The 22142-nt window shown below is 69.6% G+C and carries 28 protein-coding genes; 8 read left to right on the forward strand and 20 right to left on the reverse strand.

Annotated elements, in window-relative coordinates; all coding sequences use genetic code 11:
* Window positions 1–26: 26 nt before the first annotated feature.
* The gene (locus tag AC069H_RS06010; protein ID WP_478231535.1) at window positions 27–593 is read right to left on the reverse strand and encodes a TetR/AcrR family transcriptional regulator; all 567 of its coding nucleotides are present in this window, start codon (window positions 591–593) and stop codon (window positions 27–29) included.
* A gap of 101 nt (window positions 594–694) precedes the next feature.
* On the opposite strand from AC069H_RS06010, the gene AC069H_RS06015 reads away from it, so the two are divergent.
* Window positions 695–1714: an aldo/keto reductase gene (locus tag AC069H_RS06015; RefSeq protein WP_478231933.1), complete on the forward strand. Its 1020-nt coding sequence runs from the start codon at window positions 695–697 to the stop codon at window positions 1712–1714.
* Between the two features lie 3 nt (window positions 1715–1717).
* Here AC069H_RS06015 and AC069H_RS06020 read toward each other — a convergent pair whose 3' ends face one another.
* The 10 genes from AC069H_RS06020 to AC069H_RS06065 all read right to left on the reverse strand — a co-directional run bounded on the left by AC069H_RS06020 (window position 1718) and on the right by AC069H_RS06065 (window position 9382).
* Window positions 1718–2590, reverse strand: coding sequence for an AAA family ATPase (locus tag AC069H_RS06020; protein WP_478231536.1), 873 nt, complete (start codon window positions 2588–2590; stop codon window positions 1718–1720).
* Window positions 2591–2621: 31 nt separating this feature from the next.
* Window positions 2622–3191 carry a nucleotidyltransferase family protein gene (locus AC069H_RS06025; protein ID WP_478225674.1) on the reverse strand — a complete coding sequence of 190 codons (570 nt, stop codon included), beginning with the start codon at window positions 3189–3191 and terminating at the stop codon, window positions 2622–2624.
* Window positions 3184–3990, reverse strand: coding sequence for an IclR family transcriptional regulator domain-containing protein (locus AC069H_RS06030; protein WP_478231537.1), 807 nt, complete (start codon window positions 3988–3990; stop codon window positions 3184–3186). Before AC069H_RS06030 ends, AC069H_RS06025 begins: the two co-directional genes overlap by 8 nt.
* A gap of 171 nt (window positions 3991–4161) precedes the next feature.
* Window positions 4162–4566, reverse strand: coding sequence for a 4-carboxymuconolactone decarboxylase (gene pcaC, locus AC069H_RS06035; RefSeq protein ID WP_340687258.1), 405 nt, complete (start codon window positions 4564–4566; stop codon window positions 4162–4164).
* Complete coding sequence (gene pcaD, locus AC069H_RS06040) at window positions 4563–5342, reverse strand: 3-oxoadipate enol-lactonase (RefSeq protein WP_478231538.1); 780 nt, start codon at window positions 5340–5342, stop codon at window positions 4563–4565. Before pcaD ends, pcaC begins: the two co-directional genes overlap by 4 nt.
* Window positions 5335–5883 (reverse strand): protocatechuate 3,4-dioxygenase subunit alpha, encoded by a 549-nt coding sequence (pcaG, locus tag AC069H_RS06045; RefSeq protein ID WP_478231539.1) that lies wholly within the window; start codon window positions 5881–5883, stop codon window positions 5335–5337. Before pcaG ends, pcaD begins: the two co-directional genes overlap by 8 nt.
* Window positions 5883–6617, reverse strand: a complete 735-nt coding sequence (pcaH, locus tag AC069H_RS06050) for a protocatechuate 3,4-dioxygenase subunit beta (protein WP_478225678.1) — start codon at window positions 6615–6617, stop codon at window positions 5883–5885. Before pcaH ends, pcaG begins: the two co-directional genes overlap by 1 nt.
* 28 nt (window positions 6618–6645) lie before the next feature.
* Window positions 6646–7824, reverse strand: a complete 1179-nt coding sequence (locus AC069H_RS06055; protein ID WP_478231540.1) for a thiolase family protein — start codon at window positions 7822–7824, stop codon at window positions 6646–6648.
* Window positions 7821–8576 (reverse strand): CoA-transferase subunit beta, encoded by a 756-nt coding sequence (locus AC069H_RS06060; RefSeq protein ID WP_478231541.1) that lies wholly within the window; start codon window positions 8574–8576, stop codon window positions 7821–7823. The genes AC069H_RS06055 and AC069H_RS06060 overlap by 4 nt, the downstream gene beginning before the upstream one ends.
* Window positions 8573–9382 carry a CoA transferase subunit A gene (locus AC069H_RS06065; RefSeq protein WP_478225680.1) on the reverse strand — a complete coding sequence of 270 codons (810 nt, stop codon included), beginning with the start codon at window positions 9380–9382 and terminating at the stop codon, window positions 8573–8575. The genes AC069H_RS06060 and AC069H_RS06065 overlap by 4 nt, the downstream gene beginning before the upstream one ends.
* Before the next feature lie 768 nt (window positions 9383–10150).
* On the opposite strand from AC069H_RS06065, the gene AC069H_RS06070 reads away from it, so the two are divergent.
* Both AC069H_RS06070 and AC069H_RS06075 read left to right on the forward strand, forming a co-directional pair.
* Complete coding sequence (locus tag AC069H_RS06070; RefSeq protein ID WP_478231542.1) at window positions 10151–11116, forward strand: 2-hydroxyacid dehydrogenase; 966 nt, start codon at window positions 10151–10153, stop codon at window positions 11114–11116.
* Window positions 11113–12237, forward strand: coding sequence for a glycerate kinase (locus AC069H_RS06075; protein ID WP_478231543.1), 1125 nt, complete (start codon window positions 11113–11115; stop codon window positions 12235–12237). Before AC069H_RS06070 ends, AC069H_RS06075 begins: the two co-directional genes overlap by 4 nt.
* A gap of 12 nt (window positions 12238–12249) precedes the next feature.
* Here the strand turns inward: AC069H_RS06075 and AC069H_RS06080 are convergent, their stop codons facing one another.
* Together AC069H_RS06080 and AC069H_RS06085 are read right to left on the reverse strand one after the other, a co-directional pair.
* The gene (locus tag AC069H_RS06080) at window positions 12250–12561 is read right to left on the reverse strand and encodes a hypothetical protein (protein ID WP_005153325.1); all 312 of its coding nucleotides are present in this window, start codon (window positions 12559–12561) and stop codon (window positions 12250–12252) included.
* Window positions 12562–12642: 81 nt separating this feature from the next.
* Window positions 12643–12858 carry a hypothetical protein gene (locus tag AC069H_RS06085; RefSeq protein ID WP_125673288.1) on the reverse strand — a complete coding sequence of 72 codons (216 nt, stop codon included), beginning with the start codon at window positions 12856–12858 and terminating at the stop codon, window positions 12643–12645.
* 172 nt (window positions 12859–13030) lie between these two features.
* Between AC069H_RS06085 and AC069H_RS06090 the strand changes: the two genes are divergently transcribed.
* The 4 genes from AC069H_RS06090 to shbA all read left to right on the forward strand — a co-directional run bounded on the left by AC069H_RS06090 (window position 13031) and on the right by shbA (window position 15053).
* The gene (locus AC069H_RS06090) at window positions 13031–13486 is read left to right on the forward strand and encodes a GtrA family protein (RefSeq protein ID WP_478225686.1); all 456 of its coding nucleotides are present in this window, start codon (window positions 13031–13033) and stop codon (window positions 13484–13486) included.
* Window positions 13487–13496: 10 nt separating this feature from the next.
* A complete protein-coding gene (locus AC069H_RS06095; RefSeq protein ID WP_340687247.1) occupies window positions 13497–13847 on the forward strand; it encodes a YidH family protein in 351 nt (116 codons plus the stop codon).
* Window positions 13844–14146: a DUF202 domain-containing protein gene (locus AC069H_RS06100; protein ID WP_340687246.1), complete on the forward strand. Its 303-nt coding sequence runs from the start codon at window positions 13844–13846 to the stop codon at window positions 14144–14146. The genes AC069H_RS06095 and AC069H_RS06100 overlap by 4 nt, the downstream gene beginning before the upstream one ends.
* A gap of 250 nt (window positions 14147–14396) precedes the next feature.
* Window positions 14397–15053 (forward strand): RNA polymerase sigma factor ShbA, encoded by a 657-nt coding sequence (shbA, locus tag AC069H_RS06105; RefSeq protein ID WP_233621370.1) that lies wholly within the window; start codon window positions 14397–14399, stop codon window positions 15051–15053.
* Between the two features lie 360 nt (window positions 15054–15413).
* Here shbA and AC069H_RS06110 read toward each other — a convergent pair whose 3' ends face one another.
* From AC069H_RS06110 to AC069H_RS06125, 4 genes are read right to left on the reverse strand one after another with little or no spacing between them, the layout of a single operon-like run.
* On the reverse strand, window positions 15414–15569 hold the full coding sequence (locus AC069H_RS06110; protein WP_340687244.1) for a hypothetical protein: 156 nt from the start codon (window positions 15567–15569) through the stop codon (window positions 15414–15416).
* Window positions 15566–16411 carry an amidohydrolase family protein gene (locus tag AC069H_RS06115; RefSeq protein WP_478225687.1) on the reverse strand — a complete coding sequence of 282 codons (846 nt, stop codon included), beginning with the start codon at window positions 16409–16411 and terminating at the stop codon, window positions 15566–15568. The genes AC069H_RS06110 and AC069H_RS06115 overlap by 4 nt, the downstream gene beginning before the upstream one ends.
* The gene (locus tag AC069H_RS06120) at window positions 16408–17379 is read right to left on the reverse strand and encodes an aldo/keto reductase (RefSeq protein WP_478231544.1); all 972 of its coding nucleotides are present in this window, start codon (window positions 17377–17379) and stop codon (window positions 16408–16410) included. Before AC069H_RS06120 ends, AC069H_RS06115 begins: the two co-directional genes overlap by 4 nt.
* Window positions 17376–17678 (reverse strand): L-rhamnose mutarotase, encoded by a 303-nt coding sequence (locus AC069H_RS06125; RefSeq protein ID WP_425342042.1) that lies wholly within the window; start codon window positions 17676–17678, stop codon window positions 17376–17378. Before AC069H_RS06125 ends, AC069H_RS06120 begins: the two co-directional genes overlap by 4 nt.
* A 106-nt stretch (window positions 17679–17784) precedes the next feature.
* Between AC069H_RS06125 and AC069H_RS06130 the strand changes: the two genes are divergently transcribed.
* A complete protein-coding gene (locus AC069H_RS06130; protein WP_034321224.1) occupies window positions 17785–18495 on the forward strand; it encodes a FadR/GntR family transcriptional regulator in 711 nt (236 codons plus the stop codon).
* Window positions 18496–18580: 85 nt separating this feature from the next.
* On the opposite strand, the gene AC069H_RS06135 is transcribed toward AC069H_RS06130, so the two are convergent.
* From AC069H_RS06135 to AC069H_RS06145, 3 genes are read right to left on the reverse strand one after another with little or no spacing between them, the layout of a single operon-like run.
* On the reverse strand, window positions 18581–19597 hold the full coding sequence (locus tag AC069H_RS06135) for an ABC transporter permease (protein WP_016336350.1): 1017 nt from the start codon (window positions 19595–19597) through the stop codon (window positions 18581–18583).
* Complete coding sequence (locus AC069H_RS06140) at window positions 19594–21114, reverse strand: sugar ABC transporter ATP-binding protein (protein WP_478231545.1); 1521 nt, start codon at window positions 21112–21114, stop codon at window positions 19594–19596. Before AC069H_RS06140 ends, AC069H_RS06135 begins: the two co-directional genes overlap by 4 nt.
* Complete coding sequence (locus AC069H_RS06145) at window positions 21111–22136, reverse strand: sugar ABC transporter substrate-binding protein (RefSeq protein WP_478231934.1); 1026 nt, start codon at window positions 22134–22136, stop codon at window positions 21111–21113. The genes AC069H_RS06140 and AC069H_RS06145 overlap by 4 nt, the downstream gene beginning before the upstream one ends.
* Window positions 22137–22142 lie beyond the last annotated feature (6 nt).

A 22142-nucleotide genomic window follows, 5' to 3' on the forward strand; every position in this document is an offset into this window, starting at 1 on the left:
GCCACGTCTTCGGCCGCGAAGGGGACCTAGGTCCTAAGGCCCGCGATGAGGACGCCGACCATCTTGCGCGCGTTGTAGCGCGGATCGCTTTCGGCGCCGATACAGAGGTTCCCGACGCCGCGCATGACTTCGAGCGCCCCCAGATCGGAGCGGATCTCGCCCGCCTCCGCCGCCGCGTCGAGCAACCGGGCACACACCGGCAGGAGGGTGTCGAGGAAGTAGGCGTGCAGAGTCTCGAATCCGGCGTTGTCGGACTGCAGTACCGCCGCCAGACCGTGTTTGGTGACCAGGAAATCGACGAAGAGGTCGACCCAGCGCCGCAACGCCTCATAGGGGGAAGCGCTCGACGCCAGCAGCTCCGGCCCGGCTTCGGCGCACGCGTCGACCTGATGCCGGTAGACGGCGATGATGAGGTCGGCCCTCGTCGGGAAGTGCCGGTAGATCGTGCCCATCCCGACCCCCGCCTTGGCCGCGATGTCGCGGACCGGTGCCTCGACGCCCGAGGTGACGAAGACCGCGGCGGCGGCGTCGAGCAAGGTCTTCTCGTTGCGGCGGGCGTCCGCGCGTTTGGACTTGGAGCCCTCTTCACTCATCACGCCACTCCTCTGCCACCGGGCTTGCCAAACGGAACACTGCTCCGTATCGTTAGCGGAGCAACGTTCCGCTTGCTCATTTTGCCATGGAGGACATCGTCATGCGGTACCGCACCTTGGGCAGGACCGGCGTGCAGGTCAGCACCCTCGCGCTCGGCGCGATGAACTTCGGCGCGATCGGGCGCACCACCCAGGACGAGGCCACCGCCATCGTCGACGCCGCGCTGGCTGGCGGGATCAACCTCATCGACACCGCGGACATGTACAGCGCAGGCCAGTCGGAGGAAATGGTCGGGAAGGCCATCGCGGGCCGCCGCGAGGACATCGTGCTGGCCACGAAGGCGAGCATGCCGATGGGCGACGAGCGCAACCACCAGGGCGCTTCACGTCGCTGGCTGGTCACCGAACTGGACAACAGCCTGCGCCGCCTCGGGGTCGACCACGTCGACCTCTACCAGGTCCACCGCTGGGACCCGAAGACCAGCGACGAAGAAACCCTTTCCGCGCTGACGGATCTGCGACAGGCGGGGAAGATCCGGTATTTCGGTTCGTCGACGTTCCCCGCGTATCGCATCGTGCAGGCCCAGTGGGCCGCCAGCGAACTCCGCCTTGGCCGCTACGTCACCGAGCAGCCCAGCTACTCGATCCTCCAGCGCGGGATCGAAACGCAGGTCCTGCCCGTGACCGAGGAATACGGGATGGGCGTGCTCGCGTGGAGCCCGCTGGCGTCCGGCTGGCTGTCCGGCGCGGTCCGGGAAGGCCGGGAGATCAGCACGAACCGATCGGCCGTCCTGCCCCAGCGTTTCGACCTGGCCCGGCCCGCCAACCGGGCCCGGCTGGAAGCCGTCGAACGGCTGGTCAAGGTCGCCGACCAGGCCGGGCTGAGCCTGATCCAGCTCGCGCTCGGCTTCGTCGTCGCGCATCCGGGGGTGACGAGCGCGATCATCGGCCCCCGCACGCTGGACCACCTCGAGTCGCAACTCGCCGCCGCGGACACCGTGCTTTCCGCGGACGTCCTCGACGCGATCGACGAGATCGTCGCCCCGGGCACCGACCTCGCCCCGGAGGAGAAGCACGACACCCCGCCCGCCCTGCTCGACGCGTCACTGCGGCGCCGCTGACGCTCAGGCGAGCAGTGTGTCCAGCTTGGCCCGGACCCTGTCCAGGTCTTCGCTGTACTTGAGGACCGAACCGAGGGTCCGGGCGGCGGTCGCGGCGTCCAATTCGGACATCCCGAGCGCGAGGAGCGCCTGAGCCCAATCGAGGGATTCCGCCACCCCGGGCGGTTTCAGCAACTCCATCGCGCGAAGCCGGTGCACCGCCGTCGCGACCTGTGCCGCGAGCGCCTCGCCCAGGTTCGGGATCTTGCGGCGCAGGATCTCGATCTCGCGGCCGAGTTCCGGATGTTCGAGCCAGTGATAGAGACAGCGGCGCTTCAGCGCGTCGTGCACCTCCCGCGTCCGGTTGGAGGTGAGCACCACAAGCGGCGGATGCTCGGCGCGCACCTCGCCGAACTCGGGGATCGTCACCGCGTTCTCGTCGAGGAGTTGCAGCAGGAAGGCCTCGAATTCGTCGTCGGCCCGGTCGATCTCGTCGACCAGCAGGACACACGGAGCGGTCTGCAACGCCTTCAGCAGCGGCCGGGAGAGCAGGAAGCGTTCGGTGTAGAGGGACTGTTCGGCGGCCTCGACGTCGAGGCCGCCGTCACCCGCGGCTTCCAGCGCGCGCAAATGCAGCAACTGGCGGGGGAAGTCCCATTCGTACAGTGCCTGCGCCGCGTCGATCCCTTCGTGACACTGGAGCCGGATGAGCGGTATGCCGAGCGCTTCGGCCAGTCCCAGCGCGAGCGAAGTCTTGCCGGTGCCCGGTTCGCCCTCGCAGAACAGCGGGCGGCCGAGAGCCACGGCGAGGAACCCTGCCGTGGCGATGCCGTCGTCGGCGAGGTAGCCGACCGTTTCGAGGGCTTCGGCCAGTTTCTCGGGCGATTCGACGGTCACGTGCCGATCGTAAGCCTCGGCGAGCGTGAGATCAGCCCGGAAGATCCTCGCGGCGGTCCACGTCGTGCCCGGTGCCGAGGTCGCCGCATTCGACGAGCCGCAGGTCCTGGCGTCCCTTGAGCCAGTCGCGGGCACCCTTGTCCCCGGACGCGCCCGCCAAGATCTCCGGCCACCATCGGCGGCCGAGTACGACGGGATGGCCGGGAACACCTTCGTACGCGGCGCGCGCGACGGTGACTTCGTCGGCCCCGGCGGCGACCCGGCTGACCACTTCGGCACCGACCCCGGGCAGATCCACGAGATGCACGACGGTGGCTTCGGCATCGGTTCCGGCGAGCGCCCTCAGGCCCGCGCGCAAGGACGCGCCCATGCCGGACTCCCAGTCTTCGGCCACGACGGTGGCCTCGGGGGCGGGCAGGAGCGCGCGGACTTCCGCGGCCGAGGCACCCAGCACCACCCGGACCGGCGCGCAGCCCGCGTCGGTGAGTACCCGCAGAGCCCGGACGACGAACGGCTCCCCATCGAGGACGGCCAGTGCCTTCGGCCCGCCGAACCGGCGCCCCGCTCCGGCCGCGAGCAGCAGCCCGGCGACCTCAGCCATGCCGCGCTTTGGTGGGCGGCGCCGAGGCCAGATCGGTCTCGATGGCGCGTGCCGTCGCGAGCAGGGGTGGCAGCAATTCCTGTTCGACCGACTCACGTGTGGTGCGGCTGGCATGAGTGGAGAGGTTGACCGCGGCCACGACCTTGCCCTGCCGGTCACGGATCGGCGCGGCGATCGAGCGGAGGCCCTCTTCGAGTTCCTGGTCGACCATCGCGTAACCCTGCTCGTAGACCCTGACCAGTTCGGCGAGTAGTTCCTCCGGCCGGCTCTTGGTCCGCGCGGTGAGCTTGTCGAGCTTCGCCCCGGCGAGGTAGTCCCGCAGGTCGGCGTCATCGAGGCCGGCCAGTAGGACATGTCCCATCGACGTCGCGTGGGCCGGGAAGCGGGTGCCGACGTTGATGCTGACGGTCATGATCCGCGATACGGCCACGCGCGCGACGTAGACGATGTCCCGGCCTTCGAGCACCGAGACCGAACTCGACTCGTGCACCTCGGCGGAAAGCCGCTCGAGATGCGGCTGGGCGACCTCCGGGAGCGACAGGCTCGACAGATACGAGTAGCCGAGTTCGAGGACCCGCGCGGTGAGCGAGAAGTACTTGCCGTCCGTACGCACGTACCCCAGGTCGACGAGGGTGAGCAGGAACCGGCGGGCGGCCGCCCTGGTCAGCCCGGTCGAGCGGGCGACGTCGCTCAGGGTGAGTTCCGCCGCGTCCGCGTTGAACGCCTTGATCACGGCCAGCCCGCGCTCCAGCGACTGGACATGATGCGCCCCGCGCTCGGTCACCTCGCCTTCGTCCATATGAGAACCCTAGGACGTGTCCGGTAACTCTGTTCGATGGGCTTCGTGATCCAAGTGGTTCCTGACGGTGCGGGCGGTTCGGCCTCGTACCGGGTTGTACTCGGCTGAACCGCCCGTGCCGTCAGGGACCGCTTGGGCGCGAAGACCGCGGACAGAGTTACCGGACACGTCCTAGCGGCCTCCCTTTTCCTGGGCGGCAGGCTCACCGAGTTCGGCCAGGACCCGCTGGGCGACGGCGAACGCGGTGTTGGCGGCCGGGGCACCCGTATAGACGGCGGTGTGCAGCAGGACCTCGGAGATCTCCCGCGCGGTGAGTCCATTGTGGACGGCGGCCCGGACGTGCATCGCGAGCTCGTCGTGGGCGTGCAGCGCGGTGAGCGCGGCCAGGGTGACGCAGCTGCGGGTCTTGCGGTCGAGCCCGTCCCTCGACCAGACCGACCCCCAGGCGCCCCGGGTGATGTAGTCCTGGAACGGGCGGCTGAACTCGGTGGTGCGGGCGACCGCCCGATCGACGTGCGCGTCCCCGAGGACCTCGCGGCGCACCTTCATGCCGGTCTCGTAGGTGTCGTCGGTCATCGGGCGGCCTCCAGGTGTTCGAGGATCAACGCGGTGAACCGCTCGGGCTGTTCGAAGCTCCCGAGATGCGCGGCGCCTTCGACGACTTCGAGCCGCGCGTCCGGGATGCCGCCCGCGATCACCTCGGCGTGCTCGACCGGGGTGGCCGGATCCTCGGCCCCGGCGATCACCAGGGTCCGAGCCGCGATCTTGGGCAGGTCGCCGACGAGGTCCATCGTTTCGATGGCCTGGCAGGACGACGCGTAGCCCTCGGCGGGGACGCTCGCGATCATCTCGCGCAGGTACCCGGCCCGCTCGGGGTGGGCGGCGGCGTAACCGGCGGTCAGCCAGCGGCCGACCCCGGCCTCGGCGACCGCGGCGGTGCCCTTCTCGCGGACCGTCTTCGCCCTGTCCGCCCACATGCTCGGCGGCCCGAGCTTCGCGGACGTGCAACACAGGACGAGGCTCGCGATCCGGTCCGGCGCGTTCACGCCCAGCCACATCCCGGTCATCCCGCCGAGCGAGAGCCCGACGACATGAGCCCGCTCGGCACCGTGCTCGTCGAGCAGTGCGAGCAGGTCACCGCCGAGATCCGCGAGGGTGTACGGACCGGGCGGCACGGGTGACGCGCCATGCCCGCGGTTGTCGTATCGGATCACCCGGAAACCCTGCTCCACCAAGGGTTTTACCTGCGGCTCCCACATGCGGTGATCGCTGCCGAGCGATCCGCTGAACACCACGGCAGGGCCGTCCGCGGGCCCTTCCGCGACGCTGTGCACCTTCACCGGCTCAGACATCGAAGAACACCGTCTCTCCCTCGCCCTGCAACCGGATGTCGAACCGGTAGCCGTCGCCGGCCTTGGTGGCGACCAAGGTTCCCCGGCGGGCCTCCGGGACCGACGCCAGCACCGGATCCCCGGAGTTGTCGTTGTCCTCGAAGTAGATCCGGGTGACCACCCGGTGCAGGAGTCCGCGCGCGAACACCGAGACGTCGATATGCGGCGCCTGCGTGCTGCCCGCCGGACCGGGCAGCGAACCGGGCATGATCGTCCGGATCTCGTAGTTGCCGCCCGGATCGGTGGGGCAGCGTCCGAAGCCCCGGAACCCGCTCGCGACCGGCCCGCGCGGGTCGTCGGCGTGATCGAACCGGCCGTCGGCGTCGGCCTGCCAGGTCTCGATCATCGCGTCCGGGACGGGTTCTCCCGCGCCGTCGAGGACGCGGCCGTGGATCCGGACCGCGGCAGGCTGGTCCGCGGGGACGACGTCCGGCCCGTCCGGCCAGGGCAGGCCGATGGACAGGTACGGGCCGACGGTCTGGGAAGGCGTCGTCTCCGGCATCAGTGCTCGTCCTCCTCGTCTTCGAAGACCGAAGCCTCGCGGCCGCGCACGACGATGTCGAACTGGAAGGCCAGCGCCCACTCGGCTTCCGTGCGGTCGAGGTCGAAGCGCGCGATCATCCGCTGCCGCGCCTTCTCGTCCGGGATCGAGTTGAAGATCGGGTCCTGCGAGAACAGCGGGTCTTCCGGGAAGTACATCTGGGTGACCAGCCGCTGGGTGAACGCGCTGCCGAACACGGAGAAGTGGATATGCGCCGGCCGCCAGGCGTTGTCGTGGTTCTTCCACGGGTACGCGCCCGGTTTGATGGTGGTGAAGGTGTAACGCCCTTCGGAGTCGGTGAGCGTCCGGCCCGCGCCGTCGAAGTTGGGGTCCAGCGGCGACGGCCAGCGATCACCGGTGTGCCGGTACCGGCCCCCCGCGTTCGCCTGCCAGATCTCCACCAGCGAATCGCGGATCGGCCGCCCGCCGCCGTCGAGCAGCCGTCCGGTGACGATGATCCGCTGGCCCTGCGGCTCCCCCGCGTGCCCCTTGGTGAGGTCGTTGTCGAACTCGCCGATCCGGCCCGGCCCCAGCGCGGGGCCGGTGACCTCGGTCAGCAGATGCGGGAGCACGATCAACGGCTCTTTCGGGTGCCGCAGCGCCGTCGACCGATAGCCGGCGTAGTCGAGCGGCGGATGTGTGCCCTCCGGATCGCGCCGATAGCGCGGGAGCCTCAGTTCTGCGGGTGCGGACATGCTGTTCCCTCCAGCGCGGGTCAGTGGGTCACTGGGCTTCGAGGACGACGGCCAGCCCCTGGCCGACGCCGATGCAGATGGCGGCCAGACCCCACCTGCCGCCGGTGCGGCGCAGGTGGTGGGCCAGCGTGCCGAGGATCCGGCCGCCGGAGGCGCCTAGCGGATGCCCGATCGCGATCGCGCCGCCGTTCACGTTGACGAGCTCCGGGTCGAGCTTCGACCAGTCCCGCAGGCAGGCCAGCGACTGCGCGGCGAAGGCCTCGTTCAGTTCGACGGCGGCCAGGTCTTCCCAGCCGATCCCGGCCCGCTCCAGGGCGATCTCCGCCGCGCGCACCGGGCCGATGCCGAAGACGTCCGGGTCGACGCCCGCCGCACCCCGGCCGGCGATCCGGGCCAGCGGGGCCTTGCCGAGCCGCTTCCCCGCCGCCTCGTCACCGAGCAGCAGCGCGGAGGCGCCGTCGTTCAACGGCGACGCGTTCGCGGCCGTGACCGTCCCTTGTGGACGGAAGACCGGCTTCAGCTTCGCGAGCTTTTCCGGGCTGGAATCGGGCCGGATGCCTTCGTCGCGAGTGAGTCCGACTCCCTCGACGGGGACGACGTGGTCGTCGTAGAACCCCTCGTCCCAGGCGCGGGCGGCGTTGACGTGGCTGCGGACGGCGAACGCGTCCTGTTCGTCGCGGCCGATGCCGTAGCGCTCAGCGAGCTGCTCGGTGGACTCACCGAGCGAGACCGTCCACTGCTCGGGCATCTCCGGGTTGACCATGCGCCAGCCCAGCGCGGTGGAGTACAGGGTCTGGTTGCCCGCCGGGAAGGCCTTCTCCGGTTTCTGCATGACCAGCGGCGAGCGGCTCATCGACTCCACCCCGCCCGCGACGGCGAGCGAGGCGTCGCCGACCTGGACCGACCGGCTGGCCTGCATGACGGCGTCGAGGCCGGATCCGCACAGGCGGTTGACCGTGGCACCGGGCACGGACGTCGGCCAGCCCGCGAGCAGAGCCGCCATCCGCGCGACGTTCCGGTTGTCCTCGCCCGCGCCGTTGGCGTCACCGAGCACCACCTCGTCGACGGTGGCCGGGTCGAGGTCGTTGCGCTCGGCCAGCGCCCGCAGGACGGTGGCGGCGAGGTCGTCCGGGCGAACCCCGGACAGGGCGCCGCCGTACTTGCCGAACGGGGTACGGATGGCGTCGAACAGGAAGACGTCGGTCATGCGCTCGCCCTTGTGAGGTCTCGGAGGATGCGGAGTTCTGCCTCGGTCGGCGCCGGGGTGGTTCCCAGGTCGCCTGCCACCTTCAGTTTCCACCCGGTCGCCGCGACGACCTGATCGACCTCGACCCCGGGGTGCAGCTCGGTCAGCGTGAGCTCGGAGGTCTCCGGGTCCGGCCGCATCAGGCCGAGGTCGGTGACCACCAGCGTCGGCCCGGCGCCGGGGAGACCGAGGCGCGCGCGATCGCCCTTGCCGGTGCCGTGGCCGAACGAGGTCACGAAGTCGACCTTCTCGACGAACGTGCGGGTGCTCTGCCGGAGCACCACGAACACCTCGCGACAGGAGGCGGCGATCTCCGGAGCGCCGCCCGCCCCGGGCAGGCGCACCTTGGGATTGGCGTAGTCCGGGCCGATGACGGTGGTGTTGATGTTGCCGAATTTGTCGAGCTGGGCGGCACCGAGGAAACCGACGTCGATCCGGCCCGGCTGGAGCCAGTAGTTGAAGACCTCGGGAACGCTGACCACGGCGTCCGCGGTGTCGGCGAGTTCGCCGTCGCCGATGGACAACGGGAGCCTGCTCGGCTTGGCCCCGAGGCAACCGGATTCGTAGATGAGCGTCAGGTTCGGCGCGTGCCCGCGTCGGGCCAGGTTGGCGGCCGTGCTCGGCAGGCCGATCCCCACGAAACAGGACATCCCGTCGCCGAGCGCGCGAGCGGCGGCGACGCTCATCATCTCGTCGGAGGTGTACTCGGTCATGCCTTCACTCCCGTCAGCTCGTCGAGCCAGCGGGTGAAGCTCTCCCTGTCCCGGCCGATCGCGTCCCATGACTGGTAGGCGTCGTTGTCCCGTTCGTAGTAGCCCGCCGCGTACGACGGCCTCGCGCCGCCGGGCACCTCGGCCACGGCGGTGACGGCCCACGACGGCAGCACGATCGCGCCCGGCCGGGGCTCCAGCTCGTCCACGACCTCCTCGACGGTGACCAGTGACCGCTTCGCCGCGAGCACCGCCTCCTTCTGCACGCCGGTGATCCCCCAGATCTGGACGTTGCCGGACCTGTCCGCGCGCTGGGCGTGGACGATCGTGACGTCCGGGTTGAGGGCGGGCACGGCGGCCAGCCGCTCACCGGTGAACGGGCAGGTGATGGGTTTGATCGTGTCGGTGTGCGCGGCGAGATCCGTGCCGGTGTACCCGCGCAGGACGGCGAACGGCAGGCCCGAGGCACCGGCGACGTACCGATTCGCCATGCCCGCGTGACTGTGTTCCTCTATCTCCAGTGGTACCGGCCAGGAATGCTGGACCGCGTCACGGAACCGGTGCAGCGAGCCGACTCCGGGGTTGCCACCCCACGAGAAGATCAGCTTGCTCGCGCAGGCCGCGCCGATGAGCTGGTCGTAGACGATGTCCGGGGTCATGCGGATCAACGTCAGGCCGGTGCGGCGCTGGCGGATGATCTCGTGACCGGCGGCCACGGGGATGAGGTGCGTGAAGCCCTCCAGCGCGACGGTGTCCCCGTCGTGCACCAGCCGTGCCACGGCCTCCTTCAACGACAGCAGCTCAGCCATCCCCACTCCCGGCTTGTTCGGATCGCGCACACATGTTCTGCATATGAACATAGCATGGTTCGGCAGGCCCGCGCACTCCTTCTTTGGGCGACGATCACCGCCCGGCACCGCCCGGAAAGGACTCCGGCTCAGCTGATCCCACTGCCGGGCGGGCGGGAACCGTTCGACGGCCTTGTAGTCCCCCGTCTCGACCGTCTCGAACGGAGCACTGCTCATACAGGGCGGCACGACGGACTTGTGCTCGGGATCAGGACCCCAGCCGTAGCCGAACCTGTCGCGCCTGCCGTTGTCGTACACCGTCATCCCGACCCGGCGGTCCTTGAGACCGGGGACGTCCGCGCCCTCGACGATGCCGGTGACCACGGCGACCGGGCCGCCGACGACAAGGCAGTCGATCCCGCCCCGGAAGCAGGCGGAGAACCCGCCGCCGACGCGACTCACCCGGAACGTCCCCCGGCTTTCCGGGAAGAGACCGTGCGCGTCGAAGGCGAACCGGACGTCCTGGCCGTCCTTGCGCAGCATCTTGGCGCCACCGACCAGACTCGGCTCGGACGGCGCCGTGGCGAGCATCATCGCGACGCCGACGGCGGCGAGTTCTCGTGATCGTTTCATGTTCCCCCTGGAATCCCCTGCTCGCGGAACTTTTCCGCGCTCATCACCATCCCGGGGTGCCCGAGGGTGACGACTCCCCCGCGCAGGGGAAGCGTCTCCCTCATAGCGGGGATTTCCATGTTTGGGATACCAACCGGCGCACACTAGGCTGAGGACGTGACCTCGAAGATCGCGGTGACCCGGTGGATTCCCGACGAAGCGCTGAAAGTGCTCGCCGAAGCCGGGGAGGTGAAACTTTCGCGCGCCGACCGCCCGCTGACGCGGGACGAACTGCTCGAGTTCGTCCGGGGCGCGTCCGCGATCGTCGGCATGCTGCACGACCGGCTCGACGGCGAGGTCGCCGACGCGGCGGGCCCGGAGCTGAAGGTCGTGGCGAACGTGGCCGTCGGCTACGACAACGTCGACGTCGCGGCGCTGTCGGAGCGCGGGATCACCGTCACCAACACCCCCGGTGTGCTCACCGACGCCACCGCGGATCTGGCGTTCGGGCTGATCCTCGCGGTCACGCGACGGCTCGGCGAGGGCGAACGACTGCTCCGCTCGCGCACCCCCTGGTCGTTCCATCTGGGCTTCCTGCTCGGCTCTTCACTGCAGGACAAGACACTCGGGATCGTCGGGCTCGGCCAGATCGGGCAGGCGGTCGCGCGGCGGGCACTGGGTTTCGGCATGCGGATCGTCTACTCAGGACGATCGCGGGCCCCCGAAGAAGTCGAGAAGACCCTGGGCGCGGAGTACGTGTCCTTCGGCGAACTGGTGCGAAGCTCCGACATCGTGTCGCTGCACTGCCCGCTGACGCCCGAGACCCGGCACCTCATCGACGCGGACGCGCTGAAGTCGATGAAACCGGGCGCGTACCTGATCAACACCACACGTGGCCCCGTCGTCCACGAGGCCGCGCTGGCGGACGCGCTCGAAGCGGGCGAGATCGCCGGAGCGGGCCTCGACGTGTTCGAGGCCGAACCCGAGGTCGAACCACGCCTGCTGAACCGTGAAAACGTCGTCTTGACGCCGCATCTGGGATCGGCGACGGTCGAGACCCGTACCGCCATGACCGTGCTCGCGGCCGAGAACGTCGCGTCGGTGCTCACCGGCGGAAACCCGCTGACGGAGGTTCGTCCATGACTCGCGTGGTCATCGCGCCCGACAAGTTCAAGGGAAGCTTGACCGCGGTCGAGGCCGCGGAGGCGATCGCCCACGGCGTCCGCGACGCGCTGCCCGGAGCCGAGGTCTCCTCCTGTCCGGTCGCCGACGGCGGCGAAGGAACGCTCGACGTCCTCGTCGCGGCAGGTGGCCGTCTCGTGGAACTCCCGGTCCGCGGTCCGCTCGACGACACCGTCGACGCGCGCTACGTGATGCTCGACGGAACCGCCTACATCGAATCGGCCCGCGCGTGCGGCATCGAATTCGTGGAGCCGAGCCCGGAAGTGGCGCTGGCCGCGCACACCTGGGGTGTCGGCGAACTCCTCGCGCACGCGCTCGACAACGGCGCGCGACGCCTGGTGCTGACCGTCGGCGGAACGGCGAGCACCGACGGCGGCGCCGGGATGCTGGCGGCGCTGGGTGCCGGGGTCTTCGACGCGTTCGGCGCGCCGGTCGGGCTCGGCGGAGGCACGCTGGGCCGTGTCGCGCTGGCCGAACTCGGCCCGGTGCGCGAACGGCTCGGCTCCGTCGAGGTCGCCGTCGCCACCGACGTGACGAACCCGTTGCTCGGGCCCCGTGGCGCGGCCGCGATCTTCGGCCCGCAGAAAGGCGCGGGCCCGCGCGAGGTGGAGCGACTGGACGAGTCCCTGTCCCGCTGGGCGCAGGCGTTGCGGAACGCCGGGACCCCCGATGTCTCCGATCTTCCCGGGGCGGGCGCGGGCGGCGGGGTCGCCGCCGGCGCGATCGCGGGACTCGGCGCGAGCGTCGAATCCGGCTTCCAGCTCATCGCCGGGCTCACCGGGGTCGCCGACGCCATCGAACGCGCCGACCTCGTCATCACCGGCGAGGGCTCGCTGGACGAGCAGAGCCTCGACGGCAAGGCCCCGGCGGGCATCGCGGCCCGCGCGCAGGAGCACGCGGTGCCGCTGATGGTGCTGGCCGGACGGATCCAGCTGGACCAGAGCCAGCTCGCCGGCCTCGGGGTCGTGGGCAGCGCCGCCCTGATCGACCACGCGCCTTCGCTCGACCACGCGCGTGCGCACGCGGCGGAACTCCTGCGCGAGCGGGCCGGCGAGCTGGTCCGCGTCTGGGCCCGGACTTAAGACCCGCCTGGCTCAGCTGCCAGGCTGGGGCTGAGCCTGCGGGAGTACGGCGAAGGCGACTTCGCCGGTTTCGTCCTGCTGGACGTCGAGCACCTTGTCATCGAGCAACGCTGCGGCTTCCGGCTCCAAGAACACCTTCGGACCGCCGTCGGCGCCGAGTACCTTGTCGCCGCTTTCCGGTTCGGGGGCGACGGAAACCGCGAGCTGGGGACTGTCCCCCTGCTGGGAATGCATCGCGAACCGCAGTCCGCCCCCGTCCTGGCCGTTCTCCTGGCCGGTCAGTGCGGTGATCGCCTCGGCGGCGGCTTCGGTGACTGTCAGCATCTCTGCCCTTCCTTCGTCGCGGTCTTGCACTTGACCGACCACGCTAGGGGCTGTCGGCACAGCCCGCCGTGTGAGTGAAGATCACTTCTCGCCGACGTCCGGCTCCTCCTCGGCCAGCCGCATGGCGTGCGACTCCCCTTCGTGGATCTCCGCGGGCGTTGTCCCGAAGCGGTCTGCCCCGCTCCAGTGCTCGGGCGGTTCGACGCCTTCTTCGAGCGGGTCGACGCGGAGTTCGTCCTCGTCGAGTGCCTCGCTGGGATCCAACGTCTCCGGCTCCGCGGTCTCCCGGTCGCTCATCGGCCGCTCCCTCCTGGTCGGACGTTGGCCGGGGCGTGCTGTACTCGACCCGGTCCCTGTGGCTTACCCGGCGTCTCCGCAGGCCAAACGGCGGCGCTGTCGCGGGGATCACAGTTTCTCAGGTGGTTCACTACCTTCACGAGTTTGTGAAACAAGGAGTAGCGTCGTCGGTATGACCACCACCAGGTGGGCGCCAGGGCACCGGATCATCCGGCGCGCGCCGGAGCGGCATCACGAACTCGGCAACCATGCCGCTTGGTACGTCGTCGCCGGCGTCGCCGCCACCGGCCTGCAGGCGGTGGTGTTCCTTGTCCTGCAGCCGATCCTCGGCCCCCAGTTCGCCAATCTGGTCGCGCTCGCGGTCACGACCGTCGGGAACACCGAATTCCACCGCAGGGTCACCTTCGCCACCCGGAAGAGCAACGCGGGCAAACGGCATTTCCAGGATCTGGTGACCTTCGCCTTCTACGCCGCGTACGGCTCGATCGTGCTCGCGTCGCTCGACGCGGTGATCACCGAGCCGACCGCGCTGGAACAGACAGGCGCCCTGCTCGCGGCCAGCGTCGTGGGCGGCATCGCGCGCTTCGCGGTCCTTCGCTGGTGGGTCTTCGCGCGCCGGAACGCCTAGTCTCCTTCAAGTGGCAGAGATCAACGGCCCGCACGACGGCGGCTCCGAACCCGATTACCGATTCACGCTCGCCAACGAACGGACCTTCCTCGCCTGGCTCCGGACGGCCCTCGGCCTGCTGGCCGGCGGCGTCGCCGTCCATCAGCTGGTTCCCGACCCGAGCGCGTTGAGCACCGTCCTGGCGGGATTGTGCGTCCTGCTGGCCGCCGTCGTCGCGGCGAGCGCGTATCCACGCTGGCGGCAGGTGCAGAGCGCGATGCGCGCGGGACGGCCGCTGCCGAAGAGCGGGATGCTGATCCTGCTGACCGCCGGGATCCTCGCGATCACCCTGACGGCGGCGGCGCTCGTGGTCTTTTCGTGAGCCCGCGCGATCACGGAGCGCAAGCGGAGCGGACCGGGCTGGCGTGGCGCCGGACCGCGCTCGCGGCTACTGCCTGCACACTCCTGCTCTTGCACACCGCGGCCCGGCGGGGCTGGGGGACGGCGGTCGTCCCGGTCGCGTTCGCGGGCGCCATGGTGATCACCTTGGTCGCCACCGGCGCGATCCGTGAACGAGCACTCCGCCGCCCGGGAACCCCGAAACCTCTTAACAGAGTCGTTGCTGTCACGGCATCGGCACTCGTCGTAGCGACAGCGGTCGCGCTGATCGCGGTGCGCTAAGTGGCGCACACGTCCAGCTACCTCGGAGCCCGTTTTCCCGGCGCAGAGTCTCGGTTGTATTAAGCCGACTCCGGCGAATGGGCTATCTCTAGTTGAAATCTTTACTGCCGTCCGATCGACGCCTACGATTACGCTGCGTCGCAACGGCGGCAGATGAATCTGATCTTACGGAGCATCTGCCGCCCTCAATCGTTACGGAGTGTTGACCCCTCGACAGCGAAGGTCGCAGGGTCGGCCGGGGAGGACGACCATGCAAGCAACTTCCAGCGCGTCCAGAACCGTCACCCCCGATGCGGTCCCCGGATACACGACTCCGGAGAACCTGCCTCGACCGGGCGGACGGCTGACGAAGGAGGACCTCGACCCCCTCGTCAAGGACGCGGGCGACGGGAATCCCGCCGCGATCCAGTCCCTCCTGCGGATGATCGGCCCCGTCGTGGTCCGCTACTGCCGCGCCAGAATGGGCGGCCGCGACCTGTCCTACCTGTCGGCGGACGACGTCGCGCAGGAAGTGTGCATGGCGGTGTTGAAGGCGCTGCCCGGCTATCAGGATCGCGGCGGCTCGTTCCTCTACCTCGTGCACGCCATCGCCGCCAACAAGGTCGCGGACGCCTACCGCGCGGTCTCCCGCGACCGGTCGGAACCGGTCCCGGAACTGCCGGAACGGCCCATCGGCGACAACGAACCCGAAACGCACGCCCTGCACCTGGACCTCGGTGCCCGGCTCAGCCGCCTGCTCTCCACCCTGCCGCGGGTGCAGCAGGAGATCCTCGCCCTCCGCATCGCCGTCGGCCTGTCCGCCGCCGAAACCGCCGAAGCGCTCGGGATCTCCGCCGGCAACGTGCGCGTGACGCAGCACCGCGCACTGGCCCGCCTGCGGACGATGGTCAAGCAGGACGAGTTCTGATCTTTCGTCCTCCTGCCGCAGGTCGTCGATCGGCGGCTCTCAGGCGCCCGGACCCCGCGCCGCCCACTTCTTCCGCTCGGAGCGATTCACCGCCGCAGTTCGGCGACGCCGACCGCCCGGGGCAACTTCGCGATCACCGATGGATCCGGTTCCGCCCGGAATGCCACGCCTGAGTGCGCGACTCCATCGCTCTGCGATGGGCGACGAACACCAGAGCCACGACGATCATCCGTGGTCACCGGCGATCGGCAGCGAACCCGCGCCGGGCTCTTTCTCCATAGAGGAAGTCACGAGCACTCGATACCCGCCCCGCCATCGGCCAAACGGCGCGGCACGTGGGGCTCGGCACATCCAGCCGGCTCACTGGTCCTCGTCGTCCGGGGGAACGGACGTGTCGTCCTCGTTGTCGACGGGGCCGAAGCCTTCGGCGGGCTCCGGTGCGCCCGGTCCGGCGTCCGCGGCCGCGATACGGACTTCCCCGGTGTGGGGGTTCGGTTCGAACGGTGCTGTCGTCATGAGGGCCGGGTACCCGCGGCGGGAAGCCGGTAAGCGCGCTTCGCGGTGCCGTCGAAGAACTCCAGCCGCTCACCGTCGCTCAGCGAGCCCGTCAACGAAAAGGCGGTGTCCACGACGACTTCGTACGCCGCCGCGAGCTCGCAGACCGGCCAGTCCGAGCCGAACATCAGCCGCGAAGCCCCGAAGGACTCCAGTACGTGTTCGGCCCAGCGCGCCAGATGCCCGACCTTCCACCGCGCCCAGTCGGCCTCGGTCACCAGCCCCGAAAGCTTGCAGTACACGTTGTCCAGCTCCCCCAAGGCCGCGACACCATCGGCCCACGGCTGCCATTCGCCCGTGGCGATCGGTGGCTTCGCGGCGTGGTCGAGCACGAAAACCTGGTCCGGCAACGCTTTCGCGGCGGCGAGCGCGGCGGGGAGCTGCGGTGGCTTCACCAGCAGGTCGTACGCCAGCCCGGCCTCGCCGAGGGCGGCGAGACCACGCAGGACCTCGGGCCGCGTCAGCCACGACGGGTCCGGCTCGTCCTCCACCTGATGCCGGATTCCCACCAACGGCCCGGAAAACGACGCCACGCGCTCGGCGACGCCGGGCGCGGTGAGGTCGGTCCAGCCGACGACGCCCACGATGAGCCGCTCGGCCTGAGCCGCCGCGAGGAACTCGCGCGTCTCCTCTTCCGACGAGACCGTCTGCACCAGCACGGTCCCCTTCACTCCCGCCGCCTTCGTCACCGTGCGCAGACCGTCCACTGTGTACGGACGGCGGATCGGTTCCAGTGCCGTACCGGTCATCCACGGGTAGTCCCGCCGCGCGGGATCCCAAAGATGATGGTGCGCGTCGATCACGGCCGTCCCTCCTGTCGCAGCACGGTGTCCTCACGCAACAGTCCCGCACGGATCAGGTCCGTCCACACCTCGCGTGGCACCGGACGCCGGAACCGTTCGGCGTTGAGCCGGACCTGGCCGGGATCGTGCGCGCCGACGACGACGGACACCACCGATGGATGCGCGGCGGGCAACGCCAGCGCGGCCTGCGGGAGTTCGACACCGTGCCGCGCGCAGACGTCGGCGATCCGCTGGGCGCGCTCCACCAGTTCGGCGGGGGCCTCGGCGTAGTCGTACATCGTGCCCGGCGACGCGGTGGCGAGGATCCCGGCGTTGAACACCCCGCCCGCCACCACGTCCACGCCGCGTTCCGCGCACAGCGGAAGAAGGTCGTCGAGCGCGGGCTGGTTGAGCAGGGTGTACCGGCCGGCCAGCAGGATCACGTCGAGATCGAACCGGCGGACGAACTCCGTGAGCATCGGCGCCTGGTTCATCCCTGCCCCGATGGCGTCGACGACACCCTGCTCCCGTAGTTCGAGCAGCGCGGGGAACGCACCGTTGACGGTGTCCTCGAAGTGTTCGTCCGGGTCGTGCACGTAGACGACGTCGACGCGGTCGAGCCCCAGCCGTTCCAGACTGTCCTCAAGCGACCGGAGGATCCCGTCGCGGCTGAAGTCCCATCTGCGTTTGTACGCGGCGGGAACGACGAAACCCTGCGAGTCGGTGCGCGAAGCGCCGCCGGGATCGGGTTCCAGCACGCGGCCGACCTTCGTCGAGACCACGAAATCCGCGCGGGGATACACCGAAAGCGCCGCGCCCAGCCGCCGTTCCGACAGCCCGAGACCGTAGTGCGGGGCGGTGTCGAAGTAACGGATGCCTTCGTCCCACGCCTGCCGGACGGTCGCTTCGGCCGTCTCGTCGGTGATGGCGTGGTACAGGTTGCCCAGCTGCGCGCAGCCGAGCCCCAGCGGGGACAGGGGGATCTTCACGGAAGCTCCCAAACGAGGCCGAGCCCCGAATCGTCGCCCGAGTAGTCGTCCTCGACGTCGAGCAGTTCCGACATCCGTGCCTGCCACGGGATGTTGGCCGGGTGGTCGCGCAGGATCGCGCGCATCTTCGCGTAGTCCTCGACCTCCACGACGTGGAACAGGTCGAGCCCGTCCCGCCAGATCCGCCACGAACGCACGCCCGCACCGCGCAGGGCTTCGTCCAGCTCAGGCGGGATCACGGCGTGGACCGACTCGTATTCGGCCTCCTTGCCCGGCTTCAACCGGGTGTGGAGCGCCACTCTTTGTAGTGCGACACCGTGGGTCACCGCGCCTCCTCGACTCGAAACATGGCACTCTGTCAACTAACACTCAAACATCCGAGGTCTTCGGGGAGGGCGGTGGAACATGCCGGTCACCGATGTCGCGATCGACAAGATCAAGGACATGATCATCTCCGGCGAGCTTGCTCCGGGCGACAGGCTGCCGAAGGAGGCCGAACTGGCCCAGCGGCTCGGCCTGTCCCGCAGTTCGCTGCGCGAAGCGGTGAAGGCGTTGTGCCTGATCCGCGTGCTCGACGTCCGCCAGGGCGACGGAACGTACGTCACCAGCCTCGAACCGAATCTCCTCCTCGACGCGATGACGTTCGTGGTGGACTTCCACCGCGACGACACCGTGCTGGACTTCCTCGCCGTGCGCCGGATCCTCGAACCGGCGGCGACGGCGCTGGCCGCGATGCACATGAGCGACGAGGACATCGAGGAACTAGGCCGCCTGCTCGACGAACTGGCCGACTCGCCGACGGTGGAGGCGCTGGTCGCGAACGACCTGCAGTTCCATCGCAAGATCGCCGACGGCTCCGGCAATCCGGTGCTGTGCTCCCTGCTGGACAGCCTGTCCGGCCCCACCGCGCGGGCCCGCATCTGGCGCGGGCTCACCCAGGAGGGCGCGGTCGCGAAGACCCGCGAGCAGCACACGGCGATCTACGAGGCCATCGCGGCCCGTGAGCCCGAACTCGCGCGTTCCTGGGCGACCGTGCACGTGGCGGGGGTGGAGCAGTGGCTCCGCAACGCGCTCGGCACCGCCGACGACCCCACCACGGCCGCCGAAGCTTCCTGACACCGCACTCTCCTCCATGGACGCTCCGTGAAGGCCTCCTTCCCTACTCTCAAGGTAGGGAAGGAGGCCTTCACGGACTTTCGGACTACGTTTGGGCCTTCCCGCCGGCATAGCGGGAGATGATCAGCGCGACCAGGATGATCACGCCGTAGATCGCCTTCAGCCATTCCGGCGGCACCTGCGCCACCTGCAGCAGGTTGGTGACCGTCTGCAGGAGCAGCACACCGGTGAGCGCCCCGACCAGAGTGCCCTTCCCACCGTCCAGTGAGACACCGCCGATCACCGCAGCCGCGAACACCTGAAGGATCAATCCGTCGCCCTGGTCCGCCCCGAGCGCACCGACGTAGCCGGTGTACGCGAGCCCGCCGAGCGCGGCCAGCACACCGGCCACCACGAAGACACCCCACGAGATCCGGTCGACCCGGATACCGGCAGCCCGCGCGGCTTCCCGGTTGCCGCCGATGGCGTAGAGCGACCGGCCGATCCGGTGATACCGCAGTCCCAGCCCGAACACGGTGAACAGCGCCGCGGCCAGCCACACCGACATCGGCAGCCCGATGAACGTCGTCGTGGCCAGCGCGGTGAACACGTCCAGCTGATCGAAGAGCGTCTTTCCCTGGGTGGACCCGATCTGCGTGCCGCGCAGCACCGTCAGCATCGCCAGCGTGACGATGAAGGCGTTCAGCTTCAGCTTGACGATCAGGAAGCCGTTCACGAACCCGACCGCGGCACCGGCCACCAGTACGGCGAGGATGCCCGCGAAGCCGGGGATCTCGGTGCCGAAGCCCGAGGACGCCACTGGGATGACCAGCATCGCGCCGAGCGCGGGCGCCATGCCCATGGTGGATTCCAGCGACAGGTCGAACTTCCCGGTGAGCAGCACGAGGGATTCGCCCAGCACCACCATCGACAGCGCTGCCGAGGCGGACAGGATCCCGACGATGCTGCCGAAGGTCAGGAACGTGTCACTGATCAGTCCTCCGATGATCAGCACCACGACGAGCGCGGGCACCAGGGCGAGTTCGCGCAGCCAGCGGAACTTCCGGCGCTTCGGCGGTGCCGCGAGTGTCGAAGTCTTCGGATCGGTCATCAACTCGGTCACCGTTCGACTCCTTCGATGTCGGCCACCAGGTCGCCGTCGGACCAGCCCGCCCGGTGTTCGGCGACCACGGCACCGGCGCGCAGCACCAGCACCCGGTCGCTCAGACGAAGATCGTCCAGCTCGTCGCTGACGATCAGCACCGCCTTGCCCTCCGCGCGCACCCGGTCGACGACCGCGAGCAGCGCTTCCTTCGATTTCACGTCCACGCCCGCGGTCGGGTTGATGAGCACCACCAGGCGCGGATCCCCGGCCAGCGCGCGGGCCAGGACGACTTTCTGCTGATTGCCGCCGGAAAGGTCGGACACCGGCTGGTCCGCGTCGGCCGCGACGATGTCGTAGTCCTTCAACGCCTGGGCGGCACGGCCGTATCGCGCGCCCGGTGACGCCAGGCCACCCTTCCCCATACGGTCCAAAATGGACAGTGTGGCGTTGTCCGCGATGGAATGCTCCAGCACCAGCCCCTCGTGGTGCCGGTCCCTCGGCACACAGCCGATCCCGGCGCGGATCGCGGCCGGGATGTCGCCCGGTTTCAGCGGCTTCCCGTCCACCTCGATCGTGCCGCCGGACGGCGAACGGAGGCCGTACACGGTTTCGGCGACCTGATGCTTGCCGCTGGCGTTGCTGCCCGCGAGCCCGATCACCTCGCCGCGATGGATCCGGAAGGTCACGTCGGAGAACCCGTCACCGGAAAGCCCGTCGACGGTCAGCACCTCGTCGGCGTCCTGAGCCAGCGCCTCGCGGGTGGAGGCGTCACGCACGGAAAGCCCGCCCTGCTCACCGGTCATCGCGTCGATCAGCTCGGCACGCCCGACCTCGGAGACCGGCGCGGTCAGGATGTGCTTGGCGTCGCGCAGCACGGTGACCGCCTGACAGACTTCGTAGACCTCGTGGAGGTGATGCGAGATGAACAGGAACGTCACCCCGTTGTCCTGCATCTGGCGCATCCGCGCGAAGAGCCGTTCGATCGCCTGGCTGTCCAGCTGCGCCGTCGGTTCGTCGAGAACGATGAACCGGGCACCGTAGGAGAGCGCCCTGGCGATCTCGACGAACTGCCGGTCCTCCACCGAAAGCTCGCCCGCCGGGGTGTCGACGTCGACCCGCACGTCCCAGGAGTCGAGCAGTTCCCGTGCCTGACGGCGCAACCGCTTCCAGCCGATCGCGAACCCCGTGCCCGACTGGCGATTGAGGAACAGGTTCTCCGCGACGGTCAGCTGCGGGACGACCATCGCGTGCTGGTAGACGCAGGCGACCGCGCGTTTCCAGTCGTCCTGCCTGGACAAGGGCGGTGCGGGGACGCCGCCGAACTCGACGCGCCCGGTGTCCGTTTTGGACAGTCCGGTGAGGATGGAGACGAGTGTCGATTTCCCGGCACCGTTGCGGCCGACGAGCGCGTGCGACTCGCCGGGGTGCACGGTGAGGCTGACGTCGGACAGCGCCACGGTCGGGCCGTAGCGTTTGCCGACGCCCTGTGCGCTGACCACCGGCACGGCGGCGGATCCGGCGGGCAGCGCGCTCACAGGTTGTTCCCCCAGAGTGCCTTGTCGTCCACGTTGTCCTTGGTGACGACGGGCGCGGGGAGCTGGTCTTCCAGGATGCCGGGCCGGACCTCGACGACGGTGCTGCCGTGATCGGTCGGCCCCGCCTTGAAGGTCTCCCCCGCCATGGCCTTCTTGATCCAGTACATGCCGTACTTGGCGTAGTCGTCGGCCGGCTGCGAGACGGTCGCGTCGAGTTCGCCCGCGCGGATCGCGGCGAGCTCCTGCGGGATGCCGTCGTTGCTGACCAGCACGACATGCTTCGGGTCGCCGACCGGGAAGTAGAGGTTCTTGCGCTTGAGCGCCTGCTGCGTCGGCGCCAGGTACACGCCGCCCGCCTGCATGTACACGGCCTTGATATCCGGGTTCGCGGTCAGCAGACTGTCCAAACCGGACGAAGCCTTGTCCGCCTTCCATTCGGCGGCGACCTCCAGCACCTGGACGTCCGGGTACTTCGTCTTCATGCACTGCCGGAACGCCTCGGAGCGGTCGCGGCCGTTGACCGAGGCCAGGTCGCCCATGACCTGCACGACCTTGCCCGACGTCACCTTCGCGCCGATCGCCTCGCAGGCCTTGGTGCCGTACGCCTTGTTGTCCGCGCGCACCACCATGGCGACCTTGCCGCTCTCCGGCGCGACGTCGACGGCGACCACGGGGACCCCCTTGTTCTCCGCCGCCTTGAGGCCCGCCACGACGGCCGCGGAGTCCAGCGGCGTCACGACCAGGCCCTTGACGCCCTGGTTGAGCAAGGTGTTGATGTCGGTGATCTGCTTCGCCGAGTCGCTGTCCGCGTTGACCGTCGGCAGCGCCTCGACACCCTGTTCCTTCGCCTTCAGCGGTACGTAGTTGTTGTAGGCCTGCCAGAACGGCGAGGTCAGCAACGGGATCGTCGCGCCGACCTTGCCGCCCCCGCCCGTACCCGGCTGGGGGGCGTTGTCCTTCGTGGACCCACAGGCCGACAGGGCCAGCCCGAACGCGGTGGCCGCGGCGGCCACCTTGATCACCCTCGT

Source organism: Amycolatopsis sp. NPDC043887 (assembly GCF_056435665.1).